We start from the raw sequence: 12,952 nt of genomic DNA, 5'->3' as shown, positions 1-12,952 counted from the left end.
TTCACGGGTGATCGGATTCGGTCGATCGTCGACTCTGGAGGCAATGTGGGACTCCCTTTTGCACGAAGATCCGCGGCGTCGGTTGCGGCGGCCCTTGTCGCCGCACTGATCACTCCGGCGACGGCCCACGGGGCCGTCGACCCGCCGCATTCCGCCGTCACTTCGGCCGGACACAGTGAGCCTCGGCCGGCACCGGTCAAGGTCACGTTGATCACCGGGGACGAGGTGACGGCGACTCAGGGGCCCGGCCGGGTCGGCCTCTCGGTGGACGCCGTCGAGCGTCCTCCGGGAGCCACGGGCTCGGTGCGCGTGGCTGTCGAGGACGGCGACACCTTTGTGTATCCCGACGAGGCCATGGCGTACCTCGCCGCGGGGCGCCTCGACAAGCAACTCTTCAACGTCACCCAGCTGGTGGCCCAGGGATACGACGATGCGCACGCCGGTGCGCTCCCTTTGATCGTCACCCGATCCGAAGGCTCCTCTGCCCTCAAGTCCGGCCTCTCGAAGGGCTCGTCCGACTCGCCGTCCGACAGCGCACTGCCGGGGGTGGAGACCTCGCAGGCCCTTCCGTCCGTTCGTGGGGAGGCCGTTCGCGCCCGCAGGTCGAAGGCCGCCGCCCTCTGGTCGGCCCTCACCGACGCCCAAGGGCAGGACTCCCAGCGGTCGACGGCACGCGCCGGTGCGGCCCCGGACGACGGGGACGCGCCGTCCTTCACCGCCGGTATCGACAAGATCTGGCTCGACGGCAAGGCCGAGGCGGCCTTGGCCGACACGACGGCGCAGATCGGCGCTCCCTCGGCCTGGTCAGCGGGGGGCACGGGCACGGGCGTACGGGTCGCGGTACTCGACTCCGGCGTGGACGCCACCCATCCGGACCTCGCCGGCCGCATCGTGGCGTCCCGGAGTTTCGTCCAGGGCGAGGACGTCGTGGACAGGAACGGCCATGGAACGCACACCGCTTCGACCGTCGCCGGGACGGGTGCCGCGTCCGGCGGCAAGGAGCGGGGAGTCGCCCCCGGCGCCGAGCTGCTGGTGGGCAAGGTCCTCGGCGACAGCGGATCGGGTCCGATATCGGGGATCATCGCGGGCATGGAGTGGGCGGCGCGGACCGAACACGCCAAGGTGATCAACATGAGCCTCGGCACACCGGCGTGGCACACCCAGGACGATCCGCTGAGCCAGGCGGTCAACCGGCTGAGTGCCGAGACGGGTGCGCTCTTCGTCATCGCCGCGGGCAACGCCGGCAACGGCCCGTACAACGTGAGCGCGCCGGGGACCGCGGACGCCGCCCTCACCGTCGGCGCGGTGGACGGGGCGGACCACCTCGCCGACTTCTCCAGCGCCGGGCCGCGCATGAACGACGACGCCCTCAAACCGGACCTGACCGCACCCGGCGTGGACGTGTCGGCGGCGCGTTCCCAGTACATGAACGACGGCGGCGAAGGCTACTACCGCTCGGACAGCGGTACTTCCATGGCGGCGCCTCATGTCGCGGGGGCGGCCGCTCTGCTGGCCCAGAAGCACCCGCAGTGGACCGGGCAACAGCTCAAGGACGCGCTGATGAGCACCAGTGCGCCGACGCCCGCCTACAGCCCCTATCAGGCGGGCACCGGGCGGGTGGACGTGGGCACCGCGTACCGGCAGGACGAGGTCATCGCCAGTGGATCGGTGGATGCCGGACTCGTCCCCTGGTCGCCCGACCGGAAGCCGAAGCCGGTCGAGCGGCGGATCACCTACACCAACACCACCGACCGCCCCATCACGGTGCAGCTTGCGGTGGACCGCGGTGACTCGCCCGCGGGAGCGTTCGCACTGGCCGCCGACCGCGTCACGGTGCCCGCGCGCGGGACGTCGACGGTCGGCATCGTGGCAGACCCGAGTGGGCTCGCGCCGGGGCAGTACGCCGCCCAGGTCACCGCGCGTTTCCCGGCCGGTGCCGTGCACACGGCCGTGGGGCTTTCCGTCGAGTCCGAGAAGCACGCCCTGACCGTCCATCTGAAGGACCGGGCCGGCAAGCCCGTCAGCGGCGAGGTCGAGATCACCGGTGCCGACGGGAGGACCACCGTCATGTGGGTCCCCGACGGCACGCTCACCAGCCGCTGGGCTCCCGGCTCCTACACGATCGTCTCCACGCTGGACGTGGAAGGCCGCCACGGCCCGCACTCCCTCGGATACGCGGTACTGACCGTGCCCGAACTCGACCTGAAGTCCGATCGGGACGTGGAACTCGACGCGTCGCGCATACGCCAGGTGAAGGTGGAGACCCCCGAGCCCACGTCCGTCACCACCAGCAGGATCGACTTGTTCCGCTCCTTCACCTCGAGCGAGCCGACGCCCGGCGACGGGCAGGCCCTGCACGAGGTCCTGATGCCCTCCGCCGCCTACGACAGCCTGTGGGCACTGCCGACCAAGGACAAGGTGAGGAAGGGCAGCTTCGTCTTCACCACCCGGATCCGGGCCGAGCAGACTCCGTTGAGGATCGCCTACGGTGGGCGCAGCCTCGACGACACGCTCCTGGTGCAGCCGGGGTCCGCGCAGTTCCGGAACGGCACCAGGCATGTGGACGCCGTCTTCGCCGGAAGCGGCACGCCCGCCGACTACGCAGGACTGTCCGCCCGCGGCAAGGCCGCGGTCGTCCGCAGCAGCGCCGCCGTCGCCCCGACGGACCAGGCGGCCGCGGCGCGCACCGCGGGGGCGGCGATGCTCCTGGTGGTCAACGACGGCGACGGACGCAAGAGTGACTGGTACGGCGACCCGGACGGCAGGACGACCGGGCGGATCCCGGTCGCCTCGCTCACCGTGGACGACGGCGAAGACCTGATCACCAGGATCAAGGCCGCGGGCAGGAGCGGGACAAGGCTGGCAGTCGAAGCCCATCCCGCGCCGAAGTACCTGTACGACCTGGCCGACTACCACCAGGGAGGGGTGCCGGACGACCCCTCCGCGGCAACCGACCCGGGCAGCCTCGCGCGCATCGAGAACGACTTCACCCCGCCCGCCGGCAAACAGGTCATGGAAAGCCGGGAGGACAGCCCGTCGTACGAATACTGGCCGGCCGCCTACCCCTATGCCGGGTTCGGGATGACACGCGTCCCGCCCTTCCCGAGGGAGCCGGCCGCGCCGGGCCACCGTACCGACTGGGTCTCCGCCGGCAACGGCGTCAAGTGGCAGCAATACGCGAGCATCGACGGCTGGTCGACGTTCACCGACATCGCGAGCTACCGGCCGCGCAGCGTGCAGAACGAACGCTGGTTCGGCCCCATCACACGGCCGCGCATGGTCAGCTTCGAGGTCCCGCACCGCGTGGGCGACGCCATGGGCGGAATGATCGCGGGATTCGGCGACGGAGGCGCCGCCCACAGCGGCGACACCGGCCTGATGTCGCGGAGCTTCTCGCTGTATCAGGGGGACAGGCTGCTGATGCAGAACGGGCCGCGGCCCGATTTCGGGGTGGGCGGCCTGGCACCGCAGCGACTCACGTACCGGCTCGTCGCCGACACCAAGGGCAACGCCGACCTCACCCCCTACTCCACCGCCACGCACACGGAGTGGAGTTTCGCCTCCGGCAACGCCGACGACCAGGCCATCCCGCTGGTCCAACTCGACTACGGGGCGGATCTGGACCTCGCAGGCCGGGCGAAGCGCACCTCGGCCTTCTCGGTCGAACCGGTGGTCGTCGGCAGTGGCGCCCCACAGGACGCGGTCACCTCGCTGGAGCTGGAGGTCTCCTACGACGACGGGGCGACCTGGCGGCGGCAGGGCCTGAAGGAGAAGAAGGGCTCCTGGCAGGCGCTCCTGAAGGCACCTTCCCGGGCCGACTACGTGTCCATCCGGGTCACCGCCGAGCAGCGCAACGGAGGTGGGGTCACACAGACCGTCACCCGGGCCTTCGGCCTCGAATGACCCCGTGAAGCGGATGGGCCGGTCCACGAGGACCGGCCCATCCCTTGTGCCCGGTTCGCACCGGGTGCCCGCCGGCGGCACTGCTCCGCGTGCCGTCGGCGGGGTCCTCCCGGCGCTTTTCCCGCTACTTGCGCTTCAGGGTGAAGTTGCTGGTGACCGTCGCTCCCTTCGTGAGCTTCACCGTCGTCACGGTCGGCTGGTAGCCGTCCTTGGCGACGATGACGGTGAGGGGGTTGTTGCGGACGTCGAGCCACAGGGCGTACGTGCCGTCGGACGCCGTGGTGAGTGTGTACGTCGAGGCCCAGCTGTCGATCTGCACGGTCGCCCCGGCCAGCGGCGCGGTGCCGCCGGCGGCCGTGGCCCCGAGGACGGTACCGGTGATCTTGCCCCAGGTCTTGGGCGGGTTGACGTGCAGACCGACTGTGACGCGCGGCACCGAGTACGGCGTGTCGGTGCCCACGGTCAGGTCGGCGGTGTAGTCACCGGGCTGGGTCACCTCGGGAACCGAGGCGTCCAGGGAGACGGTGACGGTCGTGCTCGCACCGGGCTGCAGGGTGAGCTGCTGCGTGTTCTCGTTCAGCCAGGTGACATCGCCCGACCCGGTCTGGTCGTAGCCGGGCAGCACCTCGACCGTTGCGGTCGGGGTGCTGGGCGCGTTGCCGCCGCCGACCTTGTAGAAACCGGGAGCGCCGCCGCCGCGGTAGGTGGCGACGTTGGGGTTGGGAAGCGCGCTCCAGGTGCCGGCCTGCGGGTCGAAGGCCTGGCTGCGGTTGGTCAGCGCGTTGTTGCTGACACCCCCGGCCAGCAGCAGTCGGCCGTTGGCCGCGGTGTAGGCCGAACCCCACTGCGTGTCCGGCATGTCCGCGAGCTGCGACCAGCTGTCCGCCCCCGGGTCGTAGACGTAGGTGTGGGCCACGTCGCTGTTGTTCGACCCCAGGCCGCCCGCGCAGTACAGGAGGCCGTCGACGGCGCCGCACGCCTCCCACGAGATCGGCTCGGGATAGGCGGCGATCATGGACCAGCTGTCGGACTCGGGGTCGTAGACGCTGGCGTCCGTGGTGCCACAGGTCGTGGCGCCGCATCCGCCGATCATGTAGAGCTTGTCGTCCAGGACGGCGGTGCCGGAGCCGGCGTACGGCTTGGGCGCGGACGCGCCGGTGGTCCAGCTGTCCGCACTCGGGTCGTAGATCTCCAGCTTCGCGTCCGGTGCACCGGACGGGCCCCAGCCACCGGCGGCGTAGAACTTGCCGTCGATGAAGCCGTGGGCGGGATCCTCGCGGGTGTCGGACGCGCTCGCCAGCTTGGTCCAGCTGCCGGCGACCGGATCGAGGACGTACATGTCCTTGCTGTCGGCCGACCCGGTGAACCCGAAGGCCGAGTAGACCTTGCCGTCCTGGGTGCTGACAGCGTTGTCCATGATGGCCCCCGGGAAGTCCGGGGCCGCCTGCCAGGGGCCGTCGGCCGGAGCGGCGGACGGCTTGGCCGTGCTGCCCCCGCCATGGGCCTTGCTGGACAGTGCGTTGTAGTCGCCCTTGACGGTCTGCAGCGCGGCGCCCTTGCCCTGCTGGGTGAAGCCGCCGGACTGCTCGCCGAGCTTGACCGTGGCCGGTGCCCCGCCGGTGTTCTTCACGGTCAGGTTCTGCGTCTTGGACCCGCCCCAGGCGACGGTGGCGGCGACGGAACCGGGAGTGACGGTGATCTTCCCGGCCTTGAGCTTGTAGTTGGCCGAGACCGTGCTGTCGGCGCCGACCTTCACCGTCTTGGTCAGCGAGGTGTACTTGGACTTGGCGGCGGTGAAGGCGTGGCTGCCGAAGGTGGTGGAGAACAGCGAGTAGAAGCCGTCGGCGAGGTTCGGGTCGTCGGGGGTGGCCACGGTGCTCGCCTGCTCGGCGGGCTTGTCCTGACTGGTGACCGTGGCACCGACCACGCCCGAATTGGTGTTGGCGTCGGCCACGTTGCCGACCACCAGGGCGCCCGGGGTGGGCGTGACCATGCGGTCGCCGACGAAGACGTCGTCGACGGACCACCACCAGCCGAAGTGCGAGGTGAAGTGGAAGCGCAACTGAACCTCGGACTTGCCGGCGAAGTCGTCGAGGGGGACGGTGATCCGCTGGCCGGGCATGATGGACGCTCCCGCGGACCAGACCTTGGTCCAGGTGGCGCCGCCGTCGGCGGTCGCGTCGACCTCCGCGGTCTGGTTGGTGAACTGCTGGTACTGGGTGTTGAACGCCAGCTCCGGGTTGTCCTTGCCGCTGAAGTCGTAGACCGGGGTCAGCAGCGAGGTGTCCTGGGTGGCCGCACCGCCGAAGTGGTCGCTGTCGACGACCGCGAACGCCCCCTCACCGCCGGTGCCGTTGCCCCGGTTGCCGGGGTCGTCGAACTCCCAGCCGCCGGTCGTTCCGTCGGCGTTGACCACGTGCCAGCCTTCCGGTGGCGCGTCGGTGGCGTCGAAGGGCTCGGTGCTGCCGGTCTCGTGGACCTGGTACCCGGGTGTGCTGGTCGCCCATGAGTCGACGGGGACCGAGAACTGCACGGTCTCGTCGGAGTCGCCGACGTCGACCTTCTTGGTGACGGCCCGGTAGCCGGTGGTGCTCGTCGCGACGTGCAGGGTGTACGTGTGCCCCTCGGGCAGGTCGAGGCTGTAGGCGCCGGTGGCCGGGTCGGTCCACACCGATCCCGGGACCCCGTCCGCGGTGATCTTGGCGTAGAGCGGCCAGCCGTGGCCGGAGCCGTCGACGACCTTGCCGGCGACGGTGTGACTCGGTACGGGGGTGAGGGAGAAGCTCTTGGTCAATGTGGCACCGTCGTCGACCACGACCTTGTCGGCCGAACCGTTGGCGTAGCCGAACGCTTCGACGGTGACGTCGTAGGTGCCGGTGGGCACCGTCAGGGAGTAGGCGCCCGAGGCGTCGGTGTGGGCGACGTTGGTGCCCGCGCTGACGGTGGCTCCGCCGACCGGCTTGCCGGTGGCGCTGTCGGTCACGCTGCCGGAGATCACGCCGTGCGGGCCGCTGCGGAACGCGGACAGACCGGCGGGGGTGCCGAGGCCGGTCGGACCATCGTAGCCGTCGGTGCCGTTGCACAGGTACGACGGGGAGCAACTGCCGTTGCTGCCGGTGGTGATGTCGTTGATCCCGGAACCCGTCGCATAGGGGTAGGAGTTCGGGTAGGTACCGGCGACCGGTGTGCCGGCGTCGGCGTACACCGACGCGATGATGGGCGCGGAGACGCTGGTGCCGCCGTACACCGCCCAGCCGCTGTTGCCGTAGGTCTGGTAGACCGCCACGTCCTCGGCGACCGCGGAGACGTCGGCGAGCGCACGGTTGTCACAGCCGGTGTCGTGCTGGAACGCGGGCTTGGGCTCGTACAGCGAGCAGCCGGAGCCGGCGAGGTTCCAGGCGGACTCGGACCAGCCGCGCGACGTGGACGGGGCACGGGTCAGCGTGGTGCCGCCGACCGCGGTCACGTACTGCGAGGCCGCCGGGTAGCCGACGCCGTAGCCGTAGTCGCCCGTGGACGCGGTGATCGCGACACCCGGGTGGTTGTAGTGGGCGTCCAGCGTCGTGGTCTCGGACGGGTCCTCACCGCCCCCGCCGCGATAGTCGGAGCCGTACGAGTTGGAGACGAACTTCGCACCGAGTGCGACCGCCTCGTCGACGGCCGAGGACAGGTTCTCGAAGCTGTTGTCGTCGGCCTCGACCAGCAGGATGTGCGCGTTGGGCGCGACCGCGGAGACCATGTCGAGGTCGAGCGAGATCTCGCCTGCCCAGCCCGCATCGGGGGTGGGGTAGTCGGACCCGCCGCGCTGATCGACCTTGCTGAAGCAGCCGTTGGCCGTGGTGCAGGCCGGCAGCCCGTACTGCTCGCGGTAGACGGCCAGGTCCGCCTCGGCGTTGGGGTCGTCGAAGGCGTCCACGATGGCGACGGTCTGCCCGGCGCCACCGTCTGTGGGCAGGTTGTACGCGCTCTGCAGATCGGCGGCACCGTACCCGTTCGGGGTGTCGTCGGCCCGCACCACGCCCTTGACCGACTTCACGTCGGTGCGGCGCAGGGCGAAGCAGGAGAAGTGGCCGTGCTTCGGAACGGCGCAGGCCGGCTCGAAGAGCGGGTGTGCGTCCTTGGCCGAGGCGCTGGAGACGGAGACGGCCGCGGATCCGGCGGCCGACGCCGGTGCCTGCAGGCCGAGTACCGCCATGGCGGCGGCGCCCAGGACGGCCAGGCCGGTGGATATCGTTCGTCTGATCGGGGTTCTGGCTCTCGGTAATGTGCGCAACGTGTGACTCCCATGCGTGCTTGCTGGGGTCGACCCGTACACAGTTCTCGGGCGACGGTGAATGAGCATTCACCGGGGGCCAATTAGCGAGACCGCTACTTCGTGTGTCAATCAGTAGCCCTCCGTGACCGGAGTGACTGACCGTCAGTGCAGAGGCACCGTTCCTTCGCCTCCGACGCGTGATTCATAGGCGTTTCACCCGGAATGCATGACTCCAGGTGTTCGCTGAGCGGACGCAGGGCCGCCATAACGGGCGCCCGTTCACCGATATGTGTCGAGGGCGTGAACACGACACGGCGCCAAACCGCCAAGTTCCCGCATTGACCGGCCGAGGGGCCCGGTTGGACTTTTGTGCTGGTCAACACACCTCCTCTCCACATCCGGTGACCGCGCGGTCGTCATCGGACGTCCGAGTGCCGAACGATGCCGGGCCGCCCGCCCCCATCACCCTCTGGGAGTTCTCCTTGCTGCACAGATCGCTCGCCGGGCCAGGTCGGCGCAGACCGAAACGCCGCGGCTCCGCCGTGGCCGCGGTGGCCGCCGCCGTCCTCGCCGTCCTGGTGGCACTGCTGCCCCAACAGGCCCTCGCTGCGCCCTCCTCGGCGGCAACCGCCGTCTCCGCCGAGCCCGCCTGCGGCACACCAAAGCCCGGCTCCTTCACGTGTTTCGCCCTGCGCCGCACCGACATCCGCGGCACGCTCGGCCTGCGCCGCGACACGGCCGGCCAGGCGGCGCCCGACGGCTACTCCCCGGCCGACCTGCGGGAGGCCTACGGGCTGCCGGCCGATGGCGGTGCCGGAGCGACGATCGCCGTCGTCGACGCCTACGACGACCCGGACGCCGAGACCGACCTCGCCGTCTACCGCCGGCAGTACGGGCTGCCCGCCTGCACCTCCGACAACGGCTGCTTCCGCAAGGTGGACGAGCGCGGCGGCACCGCGTTCCCGGCCGCCGACGACGGCTGGGCCGGGGAGATCTCCCTCGACCTCGACATGGTCTCCGCGATCGCCCCGCAGGCGCACATCCTGCTCGTCGAGGCGGACAGCGCGTCCTCCGACGACCTGGGCACGGCCGAGAACACCGCGGTCTCCCTGGGCGCGCGCTACGTCTCCAACTCCTGGGGCGGCTACAGCGACGACAGCGCCCAACTCGCCTATGACGAGGCGTACTTCAACCACCCGGGAGTCGCCGTCGTCTTCAGCTCGGGTGACGACGGCTACGGTGTCAGCTACCCGGCCTCCTCGCCGTACGTGACCGCGGTGGGCGGCACCTCGCTGGTGCGCGACGGCAGCGCGCGCGGCTGGGGCGAGTCGGTGTGGAACGCCACCACCGTCGACGGCGACGGCGGGCAGCACTGGGGTGCGCCCGGCTCCGGTTGTTCGGAGGTCGAGCCCAAGCCCGCCTTCCAGTCGGCGGTCGACTGCGCGGGCCGCTCGGTCGCGGACGTCAGCGCCGTCGCGGACCCGGCCACCGGTGTGGCGGTCTACAACTCCTTCTCCGACGGCGGCTGGAACGTCTACGGCGGCACCAGCGCCTCCGCACCGATCATCGCCGGCGTGTACGCCCAGGCCGGCACCCCCGTCTCCGGCACCTACCCGGCCGCCTACCCGTACCAGGCGCCCGGCGCTCTCCACGACGTGACCCGGGGCGACGACGCCAGCTGCGCGGACAGCTCGGTGTGCGGTCACGGTACGACACCCGACTGCACCCCCGCCTTCACCTGCGCCGCGCAGCCCGGGTACGACGGACCGAGCGGGCTGGGCACACCGGACGGCACCACCGCCTTCCGGCCGGGTCCGCACGGCACCGTCTCCGGCTCGGTCACCGACGCGAGCACCGGCCGACCGGTCACCGGCGCCACGGTCGCACTCGGCGACCACCGGGCGACCACCGACGACCAGGGCGGGTACCGGCTGGACGTGCCCGCCGGTTCGTATCCGCTGACGGTCAGCGCGTTCGGCTACAAGGACGCCGACCTCGGCACGGTGCACGTGGACGACGGCGCCACGCTGACCGAGAGCGCGGCGCTGACCGCGGTGCCCTCGCAGACCCTGTCCGGAACCGTCCGGGACGGCGGGCAGCACGGCTGGGGCGTCTACGCCCGCCTCACGATCGACGGTGTGCCCGGCGCGTTCTTCACCGACCCGGCCAGCGGCCGGTACTCGGTGCGGGTGCCCGACAACCGGACCTACACGCTGCACGCCACGGCGCTCTATCCCGGCTACCGGCCGGCCGACACCACCGTCACGGTGGGCTCCGCCGCGCGGACCGCCGATCTCACGCTGCCGCTGAACACCACGGGAGCCCTGCCGCCGGGCTACGCGATGACCTATCACGGTGGTGAGGCGCAGTCCTTCCCGACCACGTCCTCACCCGACGGATGGACGGTCCGCAACAACACCGCGGCGGGCGGCTGGCAGTTCGACGACCCGCTCAACCGGGGGAACCAGACCGGCGGCACCGGCCGGTTCGCCGAGGTGGACGACTTCGCCCTGGGCTGGGCCCCCGCCGACACCGAACTCCTCAGCCCCAGCTACGACTTCAGTGCCGAGCGGGCCCCCGAGCTGCAGTTCGACACGGCGTTGCCCTCGCTGTACCGACTGGGCGACCTGACCGCCGACGTGGACGCGAGCACCGATGGCGGCGCGACCTGGACCACGCTGTGGCACCACACCGACATCGTTCCCGGACCCGCCCACCAGACGGTGCCCCTGACCGGGTACGCGGGCAAGAAGTCCGTGCGCATCAGGTTCCATTTCACGGGATCCCTCACCGGCATCTGGCAGATCGACGACGTGACCGTGGGCACCCCGACCCTGGTCACCCGGTCCGGCGGTCTGCTGGTCGGACGGATCGGCGACGCCAACACCGGCCACGGCGTGCTCGGCGCGACCGTCGCCGGCGCGGCGGTGCCCGCCGACAGCGGCCGCATGGTGGCCTCGCCCGGCGATCCGGCGCAGAGCGAGGGCCTGTACTGGCTGTTCTCCTCGCGCACGGGCAGCCAGAAATTCACCGCGGGCCTGCCCGGCTTCGGCTACCCGCCGGTGACCGACACGGTCAGGGTGCGGCCGGACTCCGTCACCGCGGCGGACTTCGCACTGCACCCGGCCCAACTGCGCTACGACGTCTCGGCGGTGGCGGCCGAGGTGCCGTGGGGCGACAGCAGGACCGTCAACGTGACGGTCCGCAACACCGGCGGTTCTGCCGCCACCGTCTCGCTCGGCGAGCAGCGTCTCGGCGGGACCCCGGTGACATCGGCCGGCACCCCGGCCCGGCACGCCAAGGCCGCACTCACCCCGAACTCCGTGCTGCGCACCGCGGCCGCGACGGCCTCCGACCCCGGCTCCCCGGCCGGTCAGGCATGGTCCGCGCTGACCGATCTGCCGACCGGTGCCTTCGGAGGAATAGCCGCGGTCGACGGCGGCACCTTGTACGCCGGCCTCGGGGAGGCACCGGGCGGCCAGTGGAGCGGTGACTTCCACGCCTACGATCCGGGCACCGCGAGCTGGCGCACGCTCACCGCCCCGGCCACCAAGCGGCTCGGAGCGGCGTACGGCTTCATCCGCGGCAAGCTGTACGTCACCGGCGGCCGCGACGCCTCGGGCGCGCCCATCGCGGGCGGCGAGGTCTACGATCCGGCCACCGACTCGTGGTCGCAGATCGCCGACGCGCCCAAGGCGTACGGCGCCGCCGGTTCGGTGGTGCTCGGCGACCGGCTGTATGTGATCGGCGGCTGCGACCGGATCAACTGCGGCGTCAACGACGTCCAGGTCTACGACCCGGCGACCGACACCTGGTCGGCCGGTGCGCCCTATCCGGAGCCGATCTCGTATCCCGTGTGCGGCGCCGCGGACGGCGTGGCCTACTGCGCGGGTGGCGCCTATGAGCCCGACGGCCGCGCCCCGCAGGACACCGACCACACGTATGCCCTGGATCCGGCGACCGGAGCCTGGCACCGAGTGGCCGACGCTCCGGCCGACGTCTGGGGGGCCACCGGGACGGCGGCCGACGGCGAACTGCTGGTCGCCGGGGGCTTCCAGGTGAGCGCAGGCGCGCTGACCAACGAGGCGCACGCCTACGACCCGGCCACGGACACATGGTCGGCGCTGCCCAATCTGGCCGAGCCGGTGCTGGGCGCACAGTCGGCACCCGGCTGGTTCGCGGTCGGCGGCATGAACGCCTACAGCGTGCCGCAGTCGGCCGTGCACGAACTGCCGGGCTGGAACCGGGCGCACGGCGATGTGCCGTGGCTCGCGGAGTCCGCGGGGAAGCTGACGGTCAAGGCGCACGGGTCGGCGAAGGTGCGGCTGACCCTGGACGCGGGGGCGATGACCGCCGCTGACGACGGCGGTCATCGGGCCGCGCTCGTCGTCGACAGCGACACCCCGTACGGCGCGGTGTCGCTGCCGGTCACCATGACGGTGGTGCCGCCCGCGGGCTGGGGCCGGCTGACCGGGACCGTGACGGGTACGAAGGCCGACGGCTCCTCGGCGCCGCTGGCCGGGGCCACGGTCGACATCGACGCCCCGAACGGCGGTCTGACCGTGGCCACGGGCCTGGACGGCACGTACTCCGTGTGGCTGCCGGCCAAGGGCGGCCCGGTGGGTGTGATCGTGTCGGCCGACGGCTACCGGCCCGCGACCCGATCGGTCCGGCTGGTGAAGGAGGGTGCGGTCACGGCGGACTTCCGGCTGCAGGAGAGGTGAGACGGGGCCGGCCGGGGTGTACCCGGCCGGCCGGCCCGATCGGCCCACGGCCCGGGGTGCGCGTTCCGCA

Annotated in this window: 3 protein-coding genes; 2 read left to right on the top strand and 1 reads right to left on the bottom strand. The window is 71.5% G+C overall.

Annotation, left to right across the window (positions count from 1 at the left end; all coding sequences use genetic code 11):
• Positions 1-225: 225 nt before the first annotated feature.
• Positions 226-3,903, top strand: a complete 3,678-nt coding sequence (locus RCR19_RS07315) for a S8 family serine peptidase (RefSeq protein WP_331264374.1) — start codon at positions 226-228, stop codon at positions 3,901-3,903.
• Positions 3,904-4,027: 124 nt separating this feature from the next.
• Here RCR19_RS07315 and RCR19_RS07310 read toward each other — a convergent pair whose 3' ends face one another.
• A complete protein-coding gene (locus tag RCR19_RS07310; RefSeq protein WP_331264373.1) occupies positions 4,028-8,098 on the bottom strand; it encodes a carboxypeptidase regulatory-like domain-containing protein in 4,071 nt (1,356 codons plus the stop codon).
• Positions 8,099-8,640: 542 nt separating this feature from the next.
• Between RCR19_RS07310 and RCR19_RS07305 the strand changes: the two genes are divergently transcribed.
• Positions 8,641-12,882 carry a carboxypeptidase regulatory-like domain-containing protein gene (locus RCR19_RS07305; protein WP_331264372.1) on the top strand — a complete coding sequence of 1,414 codons (4,242 nt, stop codon included), beginning with the start codon at positions 8,641-8,643 and terminating at the stop codon, positions 12,880-12,882.
• Positions 12,883-12,952: the final 70 nt, after the last annotated feature.

Source organism: Streptomyces sp. WAC07094, from assembly GCF_036320405.1.
Taxonomy (GTDB): Bacteria; Actinomycetota; Actinomycetes; order Streptomycetales; family Streptomycetaceae; genus Streptomyces; species Streptomyces lannensis.
This window is presented reverse-complemented; position numbering and strand designations above follow the sequence as displayed.